Below are 18075 nucleotides of genomic sequence, written 5' to 3'. Positions count from 1 at the left end.
TAGTATCGGATTTATTGGTTAATGGAGGCTTAGTGAACATCAATTGCGTTGGTACTATGGCGAAAAAGACACAGTTCAGCATCTCTTTTTGCCATGCTTAACAAAGTATTAACAGGATTTCGCCGCAATTTACCAGTGTTTTTGCCTAAAATGTCATGATTTACAGGATTCAATTTATTAAAATGCAAAACTAAGATCGACAGCGTCAAATGTGTTTCAGATCAAAAAAAATAGGTATTGACGTCATGTCGTTTTAGCGAATCACTTGGGCGATGATTAATTTTACACAATAAACCAACGAAGCAGTGTAAGGTTTGAAGCGCAAAATGGCTTTATTTGCCAGAATCGAAATGGATGACAGGAGACCCTCAATGAGCGGTGCAAACAGTAAACTCGGCACTTTACCTGAATGGAATCTGGATGATCTTTATAAAGGTCCTGATGCGCCGGAACTGTCCCGCGATATTGAAAAATGTTTCACCGATGCAAAAGCGTTTGAAAAGCGTTGGCCCGGAAAACTGAATGAAGAATTGATGAAGCCAAATGGTGGTGATTTTGCCCAGAGCATTGAGGCTTATGAAAATTTAAGCGAATTGATGGGGCGTATCGGCTCTTATGTCGGCCTTTATTATTATGGCGATACCAGTGATGCGAACCGCGCCAAGCTTTATGGTGATGTGCAGCAGAAATTGACCGACGCCAGTACGCCTTTGATTTTCTACACATTGGAACTGAACCGCATTGATGATGCAGTGCTGGATGCAGCGATTGAAAATAATCCGGCCATTGGTCATTATCGACCTTGGTTGGTCGACTTGCGTAAAGATAAACCATATCAGTTGGAAGACCGTATTGAACATTTGCTGCATGAAAAGTCAGTGACCGGTTACAGCGCATGGAACCGTTTGTTTGATGAAACCATGTCGTCTTTGCGCTTTGAGGTGAATGGTCAGGAATTGGCGATCGAGCCGACCTTGAACATGTTGCAAGATGCTGATGGTGCGGTTCGTAAGGCGGCCTCTGATGCTTTGGCAAAAACTTTTGCCGCCAATATGCGTATTTTTACGCTCATTACCAACACGCTGGCCAAAGATAAGGAAATCTCTGACCGCTGGCGCGGCTTTGAAGATATTGCCGACAGCCGCCATCTGGCCAACCGTGTCGAGCGTGAAGTGGTGGATGCTTTGACACAGGCAGTCACGGATGCTTATCCGCGCATTTCACATCGTTATTATGCTTTGAAAGCCAAATGGCTTGGTCTTGAAAGACTTGAAAACTGGGATCGCAATGCGCCGCTGCCGGAAACCCCGCAAGCGCTGATCAGTTGGGATGAAGCGCGTGAAACCGTGCTTTCTGCCTATCGTGGTTTTGCGCCGGAAATGGCGGATATTGCACAAGAGTTTTTTGATAAAAACTGGATTGATGCGCCGGTGCGTGCAGGCAAGGCGCCGGGTGCTTTTGCACATCCGACTGTTCCTTCCGCCCATCCATATGTGTTGCTCAATTATATGGGCAAACCACGTGATGTGATGACGTTGGCACATGAACTTGGTCACGGCGTGCATCAGGTTCTGGCAGCCCGTCAGGGCGCGTTGATGGCGTCCACACCGTTGACATTGGCAGAAACGGCTTCTGTATTTGGTGAAATGCTGACTTTCCGCTCACTGCTAACTAAAACCACCGATAAGCGTGAGCGCAAAGCCATGCTGGCGCAAAAAGCCGAAGATATGATCAACACGGTTGTGCGCCAGATTGCGTTTTATCAGTTTGAGCGTCGCGTCCATACCGAGCGCGCACAAGGTGAATTAACGGCCGGGCGTATCGGTGAAATCTGGGTGGAAATTCAGCATGAAAGCTTGGGCGATGCTGTTCATATCAATCCGGGCTATGAAACTTTCTGGACATATATTCCGCATTTCATCCATTCACCGTTCTATGTTTATGCTTATGCGTTCGGCGATTGCTTGGTAAACTCGCTTTATGCGGTTTATCAAAATGCCGAAGAAGGTTTCCAGCAAAAATATTTTGATCTGTTGAAGGCTGGTGGCACCAAACATCATAGTGAGTTGCTGGCACCTTTCGGCCTTGATGCGAGTGATCCGGATTTCTGGCAGAAGGGTTTATCAGTCATTGAATCCATCATCGACGAATTGGAAGCAATGGAAGACTAAGCGGCCAGAAGTTGTTTTAAACATGAGCTGTTTTAAATGATCAACGATGCCGTTATTCTTTTCGCAGATGAGAAAAAGGGCCGCGAAATGTCTTTCGCGGCTCCTCTTTATATCATTGAAGCCAATGAACCGCATGCGTTTGAGGCAGCTTTTCAAGCCTGTCAGCAAGCTCATGATGACGGGTTATGGCTTGCAGGATTTTTGTCTTATGAAGCGGGCTATTTATTAGAGCCGCAATTGCGCAAAAGCCTTCCCGAAGGGCGTAAAGCGCCGCTTTTGTCTTTTGGGGTGTTTGAAAAGCCGGTCGAAGCGCCTTTGGCGCAGAACGATGCTGCCGCGCGCATTTATAATTTTCAACCGCAATGGAATCTGGATGAATATCGCCAAAATTTCAATAAATTACAGTCTCATTTGCGCGCTGGTGATTGCTATCAAGGCAATCTGACTTTTCCGATCAAAGCGCAGTGGGAAGGTGATCCATATGCGCTTTTCCTGGCGCTTGCTAAACGCCAGCAGGTCGGCCATGCAAGCTATTGCAATTTCGGGGCATCTAGCCGTGTGCCGATTATTCTTTCGCGTTCGCCTGAACTGTTTTTCGAGGTAGATAAGGACGGATGGATTGAAACACATCCGATGAAAGGAACGTCGCCTCGGGGTAAAACGCCTGAAGAAGATGATTATTGGCGTGATTTTTTAAAAAATGATCCGAAAAATCAAACCGAAAACCGGATGATTGTTGATTTGCTGCGCAACGATATTTCATTGATCAGCGAGACCGGAACGCTTCATGTGCCGGAACTTTTTGCCGTGCAGCGTTTTGAAACCGTGCATCAGATGATCAGCCGTGTGCGGGCGCGGTTGAAACCGGATTTAAGTTTGGGTGCTATTTTTGCGGCACTTTTCCCATGCGGCTCTATCACCGGCGCGCCTAAAATCAGTGTGATGCGGATATTACAAGGCTTGGAGCGCACACCGCGGGATATTTATTGCGGCTCACTTGGCTGGATTGCGCCATCAGGCGAGATGCGTTTCAATGTGGCGATCAGAACCATATCGCTCTTTGACGGTGGACAGGCTATTCTCAATGTCGGAGGCGGCGTTATCTTGGATTCAACCGCAGAGGAGGAATATGCAGAATGTCTGTTGAAAGCCCGCTACGCGACCGATCATCAACCACTGAAATGACACCAGCTTTTCAGCTCATAGAAACCTTGCGCTATGAGCCGGATACAGATTTTCTGCGGCTGGATTTGCATCTGGAGCGGTTGGAAAATTCGGCGCGCGCATTAGGTTTTCCGTTTGACATCAATGCTGTGCGTCAGCAATTGGCGGCAAAAGGGCAGGGCGTCAAAGCTTTGCGTGTGCGTTTGACGCTTGATCCGGAAGGCGTGATTGATATTGAAACATCGTCCTATGAGGCTTTGCCTGCAAACACTATTTGGCGGCTCGGCATTGCCAAAACACGACTTCGTCATGATGATCCCTTGCTGAAACATAAAACGACGCGGCGTGAATTATATGTGGCAGCACGCGAAGAATTTTCACGCGATGAGGTGGATGAGGTATTGCTGTTCAATGATCTGGAGCAATTGTGCGAGGGCACCATTACAACGGTCTTTTTGGATAAAGGTGATAAAGTTTGCGTTACACCTGATATATGTTGCGGGTTGTTATCCGGTATTTTGCGTGAAGAATTGTTGCGTAAAAAGATTGTCAGCGAAGCTGTGCTTGGGCTTGATGATGTGCTAAATGCTCATCATATTTTCGTCGGTAATTCTTTGCGTGGTATGATAAAAGCAGACTTGTCTTCACGTTTTGTGCGTTTATAAGGCTTTGAAGGCTGCGATAAAACTGCAACACTCATGTGCTTGATAAAAAAGAGCTCTTGTTTTGCAATGGATTTGATACCATCAACATAATGAAGATTTTTTCGGGAGAGCTTAACATGAACCGCTTCCGCACTATTGCAACACTGGCCGCGTTGGGCTTGTCCTTGGCAGCTTGTGAAACATCGGGACCTAATTTTGGCGGCGGCGGTATCGCTCCGCAAGTGACACCAGCTGGCATTGACGGCAATTGGGTTGATGCCAACGGCATTACATCCAGCTTCAATAGCGGTGTTTTCATCACCCGCACCACTGACACTAACGAAAAACTGGCTGAGGGCAGCTATCGTTATCAGTCGCCGCGTTTGGTCGAAATTGAAATGCGTTCGCTGGTACGCGGTACTGTTTCCAAGGTCAATTGTGCAATGGTTTCGCAAAATCAGCTGAATTGCACATCATCGGCAGGTGCGCAGTTCTCGTTGCAGCGTCGTGCTTGATTTTCATGAGCCTTGACCGATGGTTTTATCAAGCCGCTCTGGGAAAGAGCGGCTTTTTCATTGGCTAAGTGTTTAAACATTTGCTTATTTAGTCGTTCAGTTTAGGACGGTATTGAAATTTGTCCGGATTTGTCTAGTTTTCGGGCAATACAGGAGACAGACAATGCGCGTGAATGATTTAGCTTATACCAATCCGGATATCGAACAGGTGCCGCCGCCTAAAGTGGGTGTATTGCTGGTTAATCTGGGCACACCGGATGGTACTGATTATAAGCCCATGCGCCGTTATCTGGCTGAATTTCTGACCGATAAGCGTGTCATTGAATGGCCGCGCGCGATCTGGTTGCCGATTCTTTATGGCATTGTGTTGATGACACGTCCGAAAAAATCCGGCGCTTTATATGCCCGTATTTGGAATCGTGAAAAGAATGAATCGCCGCTGCGCACCTATACACGTTCGCAAAGCGAGAAACTGGCAGAGGCGCTCAAAGATCACGACAACGTGATTGTTGATTGGGCAATGCGTTATGGTCAGCCGTCGATTGAAACAGTGACTGACAGATTGCTGGCGCAAGGTTGTGAGCGGATTGTGATGTTTCCGCTCTATCCGCAATATTCGGCGACCACCACTGCAACGGTCAATGACAAGTTCTTTGAAGTGTTGATGAAAAAGCGCTTCATGCCTGCTGTGCGAATTGTGCCTACATATCAGACCGAGCCGGTTTATATTGAAGCCTTGGCACGTTCGATTGAAAAACATGTCGCCAGCCTCGATTTCGAGCCTGAGGTGATTTTGGCATCCTATCACGGTATTCCGCAAAGCTATGCCAAAAAGGGCGATCCTTATCCGGAACAGTGCTATGAAACTTCACGTTTATTGCAGGCACGTTTGGGTTATGATGATAAAAAATTCCGCAGCACTTTCCAGTCGCGTTTTGGGCCTGAAGAATGGTTGCAGCCATATACTGATGAAACCGTCATTAATCTTGCCAAGCAAGGTGTTAAGTCAATGGCTGTGTTTAATCCGGGTTTTGTGGTAGATTGTCTTGAGACTGTGGATGAGATCGGCAATGAAGCAGCCGAAGAATTTCATGAAAATGGCGGCGTCAATTTCAGCCATATTCCGTGCCTCAATGACACCGTAGACGGTATGAAAGTGATTGAGACGCTGGTGCGCCGTGAATTGCAGGGCTGGGTATAAGCTGCAAATGATATTTTTTTGGCACGTTGCGTGCCTGTTTTAAAAAGGTTTTACGATGACAGGTTTTGATATCGTATTGGTTATTCTTGGGTTCTTGGTGCTGATAACGCTGTTTGCAGGCGTCAAAACCGTGCCTCAAGGTTATCATTTTACTGTGCTGCGGTTTGGCCGTTATACCCGCACGCTTGCCCCGGGGCTTAACCTGATCGTACCTTTTTTTGATCGTATCGGTGCCAAGCTCAATATGATGGAGCAGGTATTGGATGTGCCGACACAGGAAGTTATCACCCGTGATAATGCGACAGTGAGCGTTGATGGTGTGGCCTTCTATCAGATCCTTAATGCCGCGCAGGCAGCCTATGAAGTTTCTGATTTGAACTATGCCATTTTGAACCTCACCATGACCAATATCCGTACGGTTATGGGGTCGATGGATCTTGATGAATTGCTCTCCAACCGCGACACGATCAATGAACGTTTGTTGCATGTGGTGGATGATGCGGCGCATTCATGGGGCATTAAAATGACCCGCGTCGAGATCAAAGATATCAATCCGCCGAAAGACCTGATTGAATCTATGGGGCGCCAGATGAAGGCGGAGCGCGATAAACGTGCGCAGGTGCTGGAAGCTGAAGGTGACCGCAATGCGCAGATCTTGCGTGCGGAAGGCTTGAAGCAGGCGCAGATTCTGCAGGCTGAAGGCAAGCGTGAAGCAGCATGGCGCGAAGCGGAAGCCCGCGAGCGTCTTGCGGAGGCCGAAGCCAAGGCCACTACGCTTGTTTCTGACGCGATTGCCGAAGGTAATGTGCAGGCAATTAACTATTTCATCGCGCAGAAATATACTGAAGCTTTGATCGAAATCGGCAGTGCGAAGAATAACAAGATCGTGATGATGCCGTTGGAAGCAAGCTCGCTGATCGGTTCGCTGGGTGGTATCGGCGCGATTGCCAAGGAAGTTTTTGGTTCCGGCAGCGATGACAATGCGGGTGATCATGCGCCTCAGCGCAACCGCTCGGTTCCAACGACGGGTAAAAAATAAGCCGTCAACTGAAAGTAGGGGGGCAGAGGATGATTGTAAATTTGATTGCACAATCAGGCCATTGGAGCTGGATTGTTCTTGGCCTTATTCTGCTCGTTCTGGAAGTGTTATTACCGGGAATTTTTCTGGTATGGTTTGGCGCTGCTGCTCTTGTTACCGGCACATTGGTGCTGTTGCTTGGCAGTGCGCTCGGGCTTGGCTGGCAGGTACAACTTGTCGTTTTTCTGGTTTTGTCGGTTACTTTTCCGCTGATCGGGCGCCGTTTTTTTGGTTCCAGCAAGCGTGAAGTTGATGAACCATTGCTTAACCGGCGCGGCGATCAATTGATCGGCCAGCGTGCTGTCTTGATTGAAGCTATTGTCAACGGTCACGGCCGCCTGAAAATCAATGATACGATTTGGCGTGTCAATGGCGATGATATGCCGGTTGGTACATCGGTGCTGATTACCGGTTTCGATCAGGGTACTTTAGTGGTGGAAGCACTGGCCTAAAGCTTGAAGAAGATAATGAAAAGCCCGGAATTGACCGGGCTTTTTTGTTTTATGCGGCTTTGATACGTAATAAATCGTGGAAATGAATAACGCCGACAGGGCGGTTTTCTTCTGTCACAATCAATACACTGATATTGTGCTCTTCCAACAGGCTCATTGCGCTGCTGACTAATGTTCTCGGGCTTACCGTTTTGGGTGAGCGGGTCATCACATCATCAACGCTGAGTTCAGACAGATTACGATGCAAATTTCGTGCCAGATCACCTTCGGTGACAATACCGGCCAACAACCCGTCTTGATCAAGTACCGCCACACAGCCAAAACGCTTGTGTGAGAGAACTTTCATCGCTTCCGGCATCAAAGTGCCGAGCGGAACGGTCGGGACACGATCGCCTTTATGCATCACTTCGCTGACATGGGTCAGGCTTGCACCCAGCGAGCCGCCTGGATGGAAGGTACGGAAATCGCCGGGGGTGAAGTTGCGTGCTTCGAGCAGTGCAACTGCCAAGGCATCACCAATGGCAAGCTGCATCAAGGTTGATGTGGTTGGTGCCAATCCATGCGGGCAGGCTTCGGTAACGCGCGGCATTAAAAGACAAGTGGTTGCGGCACGGCCAAGGGCTGAATCTTCACCGGCTGTTATTGCAACCAGAGGAATACGATAGCGGGAGGCAAATTGCACAACGCCTTTAAGCTCTGCTGTTTCACCTGACCATGAAAGGGCGAGGATCACATCATCTGAGCTGATCATGCCGAGATCGCCGTGATTGGCTTCAGCAGAATGGACAAAAAAGGCAGCTGTACCGGTGGAGGCAAATGTTGCCGCCAGTTTGGAACCGACATGGCCGCTCTTGCCGATGCCGGTTACGATAAGACGCCCTTTGCTGGCGCCAATGACCCTGACAGCTTCGGCAAAGGGTGCCGCGAGGCCGTTTTGCAACGCATTTTCAAGCGCCGACAAACCGTTTTTCTCGGTGTTCAGGGTTCTTAATGCGGAAGCAAGAGCTGCCTCGGCATCGTCTTTAACGGAAGGTCTGATCAAGTCTTGCATGGTGTGAACCGATAAGCTTTTCGTGTCTGTTTGTCCAATGATAAAGCATGACACAATTGCACGAATTTGTGTGAACTACCGTGAGCTACATAGGTCTTTCTAAAGATGTATATCAAATAACATATTCAATTTATTATTAAAATCATTAAGGCATGGAAGCCTCATCAACTAAATATTAACCATAAAGAGTTAGATCTTATAAACCATGAATTGACTGGTTTGTAGAATACTTTGATGGTTGAGACGCTAAAAAACAATGCAATTTCAAGTCGTTCAGTGTGCAGTTTGCCACTGAAGCGGCTTTTATTTATCTTGTTTTTTGCACTGAATACAGGGCAGGCTTTTGCTCAAACAGCACAGCAAGCCGCAGAAGAGCCAAGCTTTTGGGTAAGTACCAAGGCGGCGCGCTTTATCCAAAATGAGGATGAAGAGCTAAACCGAGCAACTCGTGAAAACCTGCCGCAAGAACCGGAGCAGGGTTCGGGCGGGCGACCGGAGACTGATCCTTATGCGGCACTTGGTATCCGCAGCGGTAGTTTCATTTTGCGCCCCACACTTGAGCAGGGTTTGCGCGTCACCAGCAATGCCAATAATAGCAGTACGGGTAGAAGTGCGGTTCTATCTGAAACACAATTACGTCTGGGTATTCAAACGGATTTATCGCGCCATGCTGCCTTTTTCAACCTGTCAGGAAACTGGGTGAAAAACATCTCCGGTGATCATGTGTCGGAGCCGTTTTTATTCATCAACAGTGGTTTGCGATTGGATATTGATAGCTTAAGCCGTCTGGACTTAGGCTTTGATTATATGTTGCGCCGCGAAAGTGCTTCCAGTCCGAATAGCTTGGCCATTGCGGATGAAAACCCGCTTTTGCATACACTTACCGGCAAAATAGGCTTCCAAAGGGAAGGTGCTTTGCTTTTCGGTCGTGCAGATGCACAATTTGACCGTAACATTTATGGTGATGCAGATTTGATTGGTGGGGGAACCATCAGCCAAAGCGATCGTAATAATAATTATGTCAGTGCGAAGCTTCGGGGCGGTTTTCAAGTGTCGGCGGCGCTCAAACCTTTTGTCGAAGTGGAAGCGGGTAAACGCTTCTATGATGACAAATATGACCATAACGGCTTTCAGCGTAGCGGTGATCAATATTCTGTCAATGCGGGGTTGATGTTTGATATGGGCGAAAAATTCAACGGTGAGTTTTCCGTTGGTTATTTACGGGCGCAATTGGATGATGATCGTCTGCGTAATATCGACGGATTGGCATTCAATGCTTTGGTGAATTGGTCGCCGCAGCGCGGCACGGATGTGGCGCTCAATGCCCGTACCCTTGTGGAAGGGGCGACAGCTGCCAATGTCAGTGGCTCGCTGCTTTATCTGGCAAATTTGGAAGTAAAGCATCAAGTGCGCTCCAACCTGATGCTAACGGCAGGGCTGGATACGCGCATACGTGATAATAAAGACAATACCGGTTTTGATTATACCTATGGCGCACAAATTGGTGCCACTTACTCGATCAATCGCCTTGTAGCGCTGAATGCGCGATTGCGTCATGAACAAATGAGGAGTGATCTGGCATCGCGGGAGTATAAATCAAACAGCATTTATGTCGGTATAAAATTGCAGCGATAAAAAAGCCCTGAAGGTTCAGGGCTTTTCTGTTGGTTTAAGTTTTCAGCTTGCAGGCATCGCTTGCAAGCTTTGTGATGGCATCCCACTCACCGGCTTCAACCAGATTTTGCGGTGCGACCCAAGAACCACCAACACAGACAACATTCGGCAGACTTAAATAATTGTTGGCATTGGCAAGGCTGATGCCGCCGGTCGGGCAGAAAGAAAGATCAGCTAGAGGTGATGACATTGCTTTCAAAAAGGCAGCACCACCGGATTGTTCGGCGGGGAAGAATTTCAAATAGCGGTAGCCTTCATCACGAAGGCTCAACATTTCGCCTGGTGTAATGGCGGCGGGCAATAAAGGCACGGCGCTGTCATTGGCAGCATCAAGAATATTGCGGCTAACTCCGGGGCTGACGATAAAACGTGAACCGGCGGCAACCGCATCTTGATAATTTTTAGCGTCCAGAATAGTGCCTGCACCGACAATGGCTTCCGGCACTTCATCAGCAACGGCTTTGATTGCTTGCAACGCGGCACGGGTGCGCAGTGTAATTTCAATGGCAGGCAGACCACCCTTAGCAAGCGCACGCGCAAGCGGAACGGCATGTTCTGCTTTATCGATGAGCAAAACCGGAATGACCGGTTGGCCTGTAAGTACTGGCTTGAGAAGATCGATCTTTTGAGACATGTGAGCTCCGGTGGTTATGAACTGTTCCGCATCTGTAATTTTTTTATAAAACGATTTAAATGGCGGGAATGGGTTTGTCTACACTGATACTGGCTCCCGTGTGCGGCATTTCATGGGCAAGGCGGATTTTCCAGCCGAACCATGCTGATTCAAGCTTCATGTCATACTGGTTTTTGGCATAATTGGGCCCGTTATAACGTTTGGCAAAATGCGGCCAGTTTTGACTGTGCAGAGTTTCTTTCAAATTAGATTTGAGAATGAAGCGTGTCATTAGCATGATTTGCCCCGAGACGGAGCGGCGAGCGAGCGTGACCATCTCGTCAATGGTTGTAAAACCGAACCATTGCCAATGTGCGCCATCACTTGCCCCAAACCCCAAGAAGTGGATTCCAAGGCGGCTTTACGGTTGATTTTTACGGCACGACCCAACAAATCCCATCGGGCAGTTTGGCTGGAAGGGTTACGGATTGTTCCGGCAGTTGGATGGGCCAAACCTTGCGCGCGTGCCTGATCACGTATCGCTCCTGTCAGTCTTCGGTCAAAATAATGGCCTTCAAAATGAATGGCGGGCTCGGCTTTGCCATTGACCGGATAGGACGTTCTCCCGCCTGATTCAATTTCGGCAACAGCCAGCAAAGCAGCCGGATCAAGCTGATGTTTAAAAGCAATTGTCAGAACTGCCTTGATCGTCTCATTATTAAACATGCAATGCTCCTTTTCTTGGCGTAAAAAGACCATTGTCGCCGATCCAGGCGCTTGGGGGATAAATGTGCGCTTGAAAATTGTGCTTTTCAGCGCTACGTCAGGAACAGAAAAAGCATGTTTCTGCTGATGGAATATGACTATTGATTAAAATCAATGCGTTAGAGATATTTTGCGACAATGAAGAATATCTGGCTCATAACTTGCATTTAAAAATCGAACTGGCACTGAAAAATATGAACACGTCTGCACCCGTTTTTACCGTTGCCGCACTCTATCGATTTGCGAAACTGCCGCAATTTGAAGCGTTGCGCGAACCTTTGACTGAGTTGTGCAACAAGCACGATGTCAGAGGCACGCTGCTATTGGCAAGTGAAGGCATCAACGGAACCGTGGCAGGTACGCAAGAAGGCATTGCCGCGCTGATTGATTATATCGAGGCCATTCCGGAGCTTAAAGGTCTGGAATTGAAATATTCCACCGCCAGCAAACTGCCTTTCTATCGCTTGAAAATTAAGCTGAAGCGTGAAATCGTAACCATGGGTGTGGAAGGTATCGATCCGCTGCAAAGCGTCGGTACCTATGTTGCGGCAAAAGATTGGAATGATCTGATCAGCGATGAGAACACCATTCTCGTTGATACGCGCAATGATTATGAATATGCAATCGGCACTTTTGAAGGTGCGATTGACCCGTGCACCACAACATTCCGCGAATTTCCGGAATGGGTGGAGCAACATCGTGATGAGCTGGAGGGCAAAAAAATTGCGATGTTCTGCACGGGCGGTATCCGCTGCGAAAAAGCAACTGCTTTTGTCAAAGGCTTGGGTTTCGATGATGTTTACCACCTCAAAGGCGGCATTTTGAAATATCTGGAAGATATTCCGGCGGAAGAAAGCAAGTGGGAAGGCGAATGTTTCGTTTTCGATGAACGCGTGTCTGTTGGACATGGTTTGGTCGAAGGCGACATTGAACTTTGCCGTGCTTGCCGCCGTCCGGTCACGGCTGAGGATAAGTTGTCGCCTAAATTCCAGCACGGCATTTCATGCGAAATTTGCTATGATGAGCGCACTGATGAAGATCGCGCACGTTATGCCGAGCGCGAAAAACAAATCATGCTGGCGAAAAAATATGGTCGCGCCCGCCATATCGGCAGTTAAGGTAAGTTTTTATCTGCGCCATTGCTAATAAAATCAAAGCTCCCTTCGGGGAGCTTTTTTTGTTTGTTGAAGTGAAAATTATATGTTTAATTCATTATATCCGTCAGAATATAACGATGGTCAATCATGATTATGGGAGGAGGCACGTTTGAGGGTGCTTCTGAGGTGGAGATCAATGAAGAAAATTTTATTCAGCTGTGCGGTTGCATTATCTTGTTTGGTGACATCATTGGCATATGCCACAGAACAGGTGACTGTTTTTGCGGCAGCCAGCATGAAAGATGTGATTGAAGAAGCTGCCAAACAATTCAAAGAAAAAGACGGCATAGATGTGGTGTCTTCTTTTGCGTCATCTTCGGTTTTGGCCAAGCAGATTGAAGCCGGAGCGCCAGCATCGATTTTTATCTCTGCCGATCTCGATTGGATGGATTACGTGCAAGAGCACAAGTTGATTGACGATGGATCGCGTGTGGTGATTGCAGGCAATGCGCTGGTTATAGCCGCCCAAAAAGACAAAGCCGAAAGTGATCTGGAAAAGCTGTTGGGTGCGCGTTTTGCCATGGGTGACCCTTCCAATGTGCCAGCCGGTAAATATGGCAAGGCTGCACTTGAACACTTAAACATGTGGAGCAAAGTGGAAGGCAATGCCGTTTTTACTGAAAATGTGCGTGTTGCATTGCAATATGTCAGCCGTGACGAGGTTAATGCCGCGATTGTTTATGCATCCGACCGCGCAGTCGTCGCTGATTTGGTGGAAGCTTATCGCTTTCCGGCCGACAGCCATCAACCTATTCTTTATCCGGCTGCATTGATTAAAGGTGCAGGCGATGAAGCGAAAGCTTTTCTGGCATTTTTGGAAAGTGATGCCGGACAAGCCATCATCGCCGACAAGGGTTTTGTAAAGGCGGCTGAGACAAAATAGTGAACCTTTCTCCACAAGACTGGCAGATTATCGCCCTTTCGCTCAGGATCGCTTTTACTGCGATCCTGTTCGCATTGCCGCTGGCTTTCATTGTTGCCTGGGTTTTGGCACGGTTTAATTTTCCGGGTAAAAGCTTTGTACAGGCATTGGTTACCATGCCATTGGTTTTGCCGCCGGTGGTCACAGGCTATCTGCTGCTGATTTTATTTGGCAGCAAGGGTGCCCTTGGCGCACCTTTGCAGGAATGGTTGGGGGTAAGCTTTTCATTCCGTTGGACGGGGGCAGCATTGGCTGCCGGTACGATGGCATTTCCTTTACTTGTGCGCCCGATCCGCTTGTCGATTGAGAACTTGGACAGAGGCTTGGAAGAAGCAGCCCGCACTTTGGGGGCAAGTTGGTTGATGAGTTTCTGCACCGTCACTTTGCCAGCGCTCTTGCCCGGTATTATCGCTGGTGCCGTGCTGGGTTTTGCTAAAGCGCTTGGCGAATTTGGCGCAACCATTACATTTGTCTCCAACATTCCGGGGCAAACGCAAACGCTATCTCTGGCAATTTACTCACTGTTGCAATCGCCAAGCGGTGATAGCGCTGCTGTGAAGCTCATTTTGGTTTCGGCAGTTCTTTCGATTGTCGCGGTGATTTTGTCGGAATGGTTGCAACGTAAATTGTCTGGTCAAACTGCGGCAGGTGAAAAATGACGGGCCTTGTTGTTTCGCTCACCGGCTATAATGGTGCTTTTCCGGTGACCGCGCATTTTACCGCTGACCAAGGAGTGACGGCTTTATTTGGTCACTCGGGTGCAGGTAAAACCACCTTGCTGAAGATGATCTCGGGTACGTTGCGCCCCACAACAGGACGGATTGCCATTGGAGATCATGTGCTGTTCGATAAAGATAAAGGCATTTTTTTGCCCCCTGAAAAACGTCGCATTGGCTATGTTTTTCAGGATGCACGCCTTTTCCCCAATATGTCGGTGGCTAAAAACCTGACTTATGCACAATGGGCAGGCAAAAGGCGCGCGTCGCGCTCGTTCGATGATATCGTCGGACTGCTGGGCTTGGAACAATTGCTCAGCCGCAAGCCGACCCATTTGTCGGGTGGCGAGCGACAGCGCGTGGCTATCGGTCGTGCGCTTTTGTCTGATCCGGCACTTTTGCTGCTGGATGAACCTCTATCATCGCTTGACCGGATGCGACGGCAGGAAATTTTACCTTATCTGGAAATGCTGCGCGATGAAAGCGGCGTACCGATTGTCTATGTCAGCCATGAAATTGATGAAGTCGCACGCTTGGCCGATACTTTGGTTCTGCTTTCTGCCGGCCATGTTGTTGCCAGCGGGCCAGTGGCCGAAGTTTTCCCGCTGATTGATAATCAGGGTGACGGCACTGGCGTGTTGTTGGAAGGCACAGTGACGGACTATGATGTAGCTTACCAAATCGCGACGATTGATCTGAATGGAACGCCATTTCAGATTACCGATCAAGGGGTTGAAAAGGGGATGCGCCTGCGCTTACGCGTGCGGGCGCGCGATGTTTCGATCTCGCTGGAAAAGCCGCAAAATTTAAGTATCCGCAACATACTGCCGGTGAAAATCACGGCAATTAATGACGAAAGCGGCTCTTTTGCGTATCTCACACTTTCCTATGCTGGACAGCAAATGGGAGCAAGATTGACGCGTAAATCCGTGGCTGATTTGTCATTGCAAGTAGGCGATGATGTCTATGCCATGGTGAAAGCCATTTCAGTTGATAGAACCGCATTGCGTTAATGCGGTTTTATTGCTCCATTGATATAATAGCTGGAGCATAGAAAATGACTGATCTAACGAACTGGACGCCACGGGAATATCCGCAACGACTTATTCTGGACGGACGATATGTGCGTTTGGAGCCTTTGGACACCGAGCGACATGGCGATCAGCTTTATGCTGCATCGTCGGTTGCTGATGTCGATCAGCGTTTTCGTTACTTGTTTGACGAGCCACCCGCAAGTCGTGAAGATTTTACGCCTTGGTTGGAAAAAAGTGCAGCCAGTACCACAACGCTATTTTTTGCCGTGATTGACAAGAAAACCGGCTTGGTTGCAGGGCGTCAGGCTTTGATGCGGATTGAACCGCAATATGGCGTTATTGAAATCGGCAATATTTATTGGGGGCCAGCAATTTCGCGCCAACGCGCGGCGACGGAAGCGCAATTTTTGTTCATGCAATATGTGTTCGATGGTTTGGGTTATCGTCGTTATGAGTGGAAATGTAACAACAATAACGAGCCATCCAAACGCGCAGCACTGCGTTTTGGCTTTACGTTTGAAGGTATATTTCGCCAACATATGGTTGCCAAAGGTCTGAACCGGGATTCGGCTTGGTTCTCCATCATCGACAGTGAATGGCCAGCTTTGAAACGAGCTTATCAGGGATGGCTCAATCCGGATAATTTTGATGAAACTGGCGTTCAGCTTCGTAAACTTGATAGTTTCATTGCTGATGAGAAGGGCGCTTGAAGAAGAGGCTTGCTCTGGCTCACACAATCATGCAAGAAAATGGCAGGCTAAGTTAAATGCAGAGCCTGCCATATAGGTATCTGCTTGACGCATGATTTTATGCCTTTGCTGCAGGAGAGATAATGAATAAGCAAAATACTGGCAAAGTGCAGCAGGCTGACAAGGCAAAACCTGAATGGCGCGGGCCAGCCATTGCTGCGGCCTGTATCATGTTTGGTTTTGCGTTTTTTGGTTATTTATTGCCGCCGATCATGCTGTGGCTTGGTGAATATTCACTGGTGGCGGCAGCTGTTTTTGCGGTCATTTTTGTCTTGGCATTTTTTGGAGTGTTCTGGCTGCGTGCCTGCAACCAGAAAGGCTTATAATTTACCCGATGAGTGCGGCTGCAAAAAGCAACGCACCTACAAGCGTAATGAGTAGTGCAGCACCAACTTCAATCAGCGCCTGTACGCGGTAAGACATGGCTTTATGTCCTGCCAGTTTCAGCACAACATTTTTAGCGGTGACTGCTAAAGTTGCCAGCGCTGCTACGGTCAAGAATGTGCCTAAGGCCATAGCAAAAACCGAAATCAAACCGCCCACCACCAAGCCGTTTAAAACGGCAAAAGTCAGCACGATCAATGCGCCGGAGCAGGGGCGTAAACCAACAGCCATAATCGCTGACCAAGCGGTTTTCCAGTTGAAGTCGCCGCTTAATTGCGACGGGTCAGCCATATGAGCATGGCCGCAAGCAGCGCAATTCATTTCACTGCCGACAAAGGCATGATCAAAACCGGTTTGCTGTGCTTTGCTGGCACTGTAATTGAGGCGAACCGGTTTTGACGTGCCAAAGCTTGGTTTTTGTGCAGCATTTGAGAGGCTGCTGGTGGCAATGGTGGCTTGAGGAGCAGTGATAACGGTGCTGACAGTTTGCGGCTTGCCTTTAATCAGTGCAGGTAATTTCCGACACAGTAACCAGAAGCCAAACAGCATGATAAGGCCGAAACTGGCGACTTCCATGAAACGTGCCGTATCATTGATGCTGATACCGGTACCGCGAAGTACAAACCAGCCAAGGCTTACGACAAATATCGCCATGAGCGCCTGCAAAAGCGATGATATAAAAGACAGCAAAATGCCACGGCGCAGAGCGGTTTCATTGGCAATCATATAAGAGGAAATCACCGCTTTACCGTGGCCGGGGCCAGCTGCATGAAACACGCCGTAAAGGAATGAAATGCCGATAAGAATATGCGCGTTCCACGGGCTTTCACGCATGGCTTTCAAAGCGTTGGTCATGGCCAGATAAAAGCTGCGTTGTTGTTCATTAAGCCATAAAATCAGGTGGGCGAAAGGGCCGGTCGGTCTTAATGCAACTTCATTGCTGCCGATGCCAAGCGATGATTGCGCCAGTGCATAATGGGTAGATGCCAGCAGGATAAGCAGGCCTAAGGTATAAAGCATTCGTTTCTGCGGCATTACTTCTTGGCTCCGCAGCTTAATTCTAAACGGGTGGCGAATATTTTTGACATATCTGTCCCCATCGGATCATTAAAGAAGGCATCGGTGAGCGTGCCTTGGTTTTGTGCCAGTGCTTCATCCGGATCAGGGCGGATGACTTGCGATTTGCAACCTGAAGGCAAGCCGTCCACATGCAAATCTTCATCGGTGAGAAAATCAATGGCTGTATAGAAAGTCGGGTCATAAACACCGAAGCTGACAATATGGCCTGATTTTATGTTGAGTGGCTGTGCCGGTTTGGTTTCAAAAAGTATCAACAATTGATTATCAACAAAATCAGCACGCAAATGTGACGGTTCACTCATTTTGACATCTTTGCCGTCATCCAGAACGGTCTGGAAATAGTTGAACTCTTTCAAGGAGTCGCCAATGGTTTTCGATAGCTCATTCAACTCGCCCTGATCGAGAATGAGATCGCCGTTTTTATCAAATTCCATCAAGACGGTGCTGGAAAACAGATCATCAAAACGCCAGACGTGGGCAAGACGCTCGACAGCTCCGTTTTTATCCAGAGTAAGTTCCAGCCGCGCATCAGCAAAAACATGCGGATGTGCTGAGGCCTCATCTGTCATAAAAGTGCATGACAAAGCGAAGACGGTCAATCCAGCACAAAAATGCTTTAAATGTGCGTTTCGCAAAGAAAATTGGAGCATTGGGAAATCCTGAAAGAATGCGCAGCATCAAACGTTGCGAAGGCGGCAGAAGTGA

General features: G+C 48.3%; 18 protein-coding genes and 1 pseudogene. 14 read left to right on the top strand and 5 right to left on the bottom strand.

Annotation, left to right across the window (positions count from 1 at the left end; all coding sequences use genetic code 11):
• The first annotated feature begins 371 nt into the window (after nucleotides 1-371).
• The 7 genes from JNC77_RS09765 (at nucleotide 372) to JNC77_RS09735 (ending at nucleotide 7225) form a co-directional block, all read left to right on the top strand.
• Nucleotides 372-2171, top strand: a complete 1800-nt coding sequence (locus tag JNC77_RS09765) for a M3 family oligoendopeptidase (protein WP_374831935.1) — start codon at nucleotides 372-374, stop codon at nucleotides 2169-2171.
• A gap of 36 nt (nucleotides 2172-2207) precedes the next feature.
• The gene (locus JNC77_RS09760) at nucleotides 2208-3356 is read left to right on the top strand and encodes an aminodeoxychorismate synthase component I (protein WP_374831933.1); all 1149 of its coding nucleotides are present in this window, start codon (nucleotides 2208-2210) and stop codon (nucleotides 3354-3356) included.
• Nucleotides 3308-4000, top strand: a complete 693-nt coding sequence (locus JNC77_RS09755; protein WP_374831931.1) for an aminotransferase class IV family protein — start codon at nucleotides 3308-3310, stop codon at nucleotides 3998-4000. The genes JNC77_RS09760 and JNC77_RS09755 overlap by 49 nt, the downstream gene beginning before the upstream one ends.
• Before the next feature lie 116 nt (nucleotides 4001-4116).
• Nucleotides 4117-4494: an outer membrane lipoprotein Omp10 gene (gene omp10 / locus JNC77_RS09750; protein WP_374831929.1), complete on the top strand. Its 378-nt coding sequence runs from the start codon at nucleotides 4117-4119 to the stop codon at nucleotides 4492-4494.
• Nucleotides 4495-4657: 163 nt separating this feature from the next.
• Nucleotides 4658-5695, top strand: coding sequence for a ferrochelatase (hemH, locus tag JNC77_RS09745; RefSeq protein ID WP_374831927.1), 1038 nt, complete (start codon nucleotides 4658-4660; stop codon nucleotides 5693-5695).
• 55 nt (nucleotides 5696-5750) lie between these two features.
• Nucleotides 5751-6734, top strand: coding sequence for an SPFH domain-containing protein (locus JNC77_RS09740; protein WP_374831925.1), 984 nt, complete (start codon nucleotides 5751-5753; stop codon nucleotides 6732-6734).
• Nucleotides 6735-6763: 29 nt separating this feature from the next.
• Nucleotides 6764-7225 (top strand): NfeD family protein, encoded by a 462-nt coding sequence (locus JNC77_RS09735; RefSeq protein WP_374831923.1) that lies wholly within the window; start codon nucleotides 6764-6766, stop codon nucleotides 7223-7225.
• A gap of 49 nt (nucleotides 7226-7274) precedes the next feature.
• Here JNC77_RS09735 and JNC77_RS09730 read toward each other — a convergent pair whose 3' ends face one another.
• Complete coding sequence (locus JNC77_RS09730; protein WP_374831921.1) at nucleotides 7275-8276, bottom strand: KpsF/GutQ family sugar-phosphate isomerase; 1002 nt, start codon at nucleotides 8274-8276, stop codon at nucleotides 7275-7277.
• A gap of 234 nt (nucleotides 8277-8510) precedes the next feature.
• Here JNC77_RS09730 and JNC77_RS09725 point away from each other — a divergent pair, with 234 nt between their 5' ends.
• Entirely contained in the window at nucleotides 8511-9911 is a 1401-nt protein-coding gene (locus tag JNC77_RS09725; RefSeq protein WP_374831919.1) for an outer membrane beta-barrel protein, read from the top strand.
• A 34-nt stretch (nucleotides 9912-9945) separates the two neighbouring features.
• Here the strand turns inward: JNC77_RS09725 and JNC77_RS09720 are convergent, their stop codons facing one another.
• Nucleotides 9946-10584, bottom strand: coding sequence for a 2-dehydro-3-deoxy-phosphogluconate aldolase (locus tag JNC77_RS09720; protein ID WP_374831917.1), 639 nt, complete (start codon nucleotides 10582-10584; stop codon nucleotides 9946-9948).
• Between the two features lie 55 nt (nucleotides 10585-10639).
• Nucleotides 10640-11289 (bottom strand): annotated as a pseudogene (locus tag JNC77_RS09715) (N-acetylmuramidase family protein).
• Between the two features lie 233 nt (nucleotides 11290-11522).
• Between JNC77_RS09715 and trhO the strand changes: the two are divergent.
• The 6 genes from trhO to JNC77_RS09685 all read left to right on the top strand — a co-directional run bounded on the left by trhO (nucleotide 11523) and on the right by JNC77_RS09685 (nucleotide 16232).
• Nucleotides 11523-12446 (top strand): oxygen-dependent tRNA uridine(34) hydroxylase TrhO, encoded by a 924-nt coding sequence (gene trhO, locus JNC77_RS09710; RefSeq protein WP_374832155.1) that lies wholly within the window; start codon nucleotides 11523-11525, stop codon nucleotides 12444-12446.
• A 175-nt stretch (nucleotides 12447-12621) separates the two neighbouring features.
• Nucleotides 12622-13368, top strand: coding sequence for a molybdate ABC transporter substrate-binding protein (gene modA / locus JNC77_RS09705; protein ID WP_374831915.1), 747 nt, complete (start codon nucleotides 12622-12624; stop codon nucleotides 13366-13368).
• Nucleotides 13365-14066 (top strand): molybdate ABC transporter permease subunit, encoded by a 702-nt coding sequence (gene modB, locus JNC77_RS09700; RefSeq protein ID WP_374832153.1) that lies wholly within the window; start codon nucleotides 13365-13367, stop codon nucleotides 14064-14066. The genes modA and modB overlap by 4 nt, the downstream gene beginning before the upstream one ends.
• Nucleotides 14063-15136, top strand: coding sequence for a molybdenum ABC transporter ATP-binding protein (modC, locus tag JNC77_RS09695; RefSeq protein ID WP_374831913.1), 1074 nt, complete (start codon nucleotides 14063-14065; stop codon nucleotides 15134-15136). The genes modB and modC overlap by 4 nt, the downstream gene beginning before the upstream one ends.
• Nucleotides 15137-15180: 44 nt before the next feature.
• A complete protein-coding gene (locus JNC77_RS09690; RefSeq protein WP_374831911.1) occupies nucleotides 15181-15867 on the top strand; it encodes a GNAT family N-acetyltransferase in 687 nt (228 codons plus the stop codon).
• Between the two features lie 122 nt (nucleotides 15868-15989).
• Nucleotides 15990-16232: a hypothetical protein gene (locus JNC77_RS09685; protein WP_374831909.1), complete on the top strand. Its 243-nt coding sequence runs from the start codon at nucleotides 15990-15992 to the stop codon at nucleotides 16230-16232.
• 1 nt (nucleotide 16233) lies between these two features.
• On the opposite strand, the gene JNC77_RS09680 is transcribed toward JNC77_RS09685, so the two are convergent.
• Together JNC77_RS09680 and JNC77_RS09675 are read right to left on the bottom strand one after the other, a co-directional pair.
• Nucleotides 16234-17310 carry a nickel/cobalt transporter gene (locus JNC77_RS09680; RefSeq protein ID WP_374832151.1) on the bottom strand — a complete coding sequence of 359 codons (1077 nt, stop codon included), beginning with the start codon at nucleotides 17308-17310 and terminating at the stop codon, nucleotides 16234-16236.
• A 14-nt stretch (nucleotides 17311-17324) separates the two neighbouring features.
• Complete coding sequence (locus JNC77_RS09675) at nucleotides 17325-18020, bottom strand: DUF1007 family protein (RefSeq protein WP_374831907.1); 696 nt, start codon at nucleotides 18018-18020, stop codon at nucleotides 17325-17327.
• Between the last annotated feature and the right edge of the window lie 55 nt (nucleotides 18021-18075).

The sequence above is a fragment of the Paenochrobactrum pullorum genome (assembly GCF_041929845.1).
In the GTDB taxonomy this organism is placed as follows: Bacteria; Pseudomonadota; Alphaproteobacteria; order Rhizobiales; family Rhizobiaceae; genus Paenochrobactrum; species Paenochrobactrum pullorum.
The sequence above is the reverse complement of the archived record's forward strand: the minus strand, read 5'-3'. Positions and strand labels throughout refer to the sequence as shown.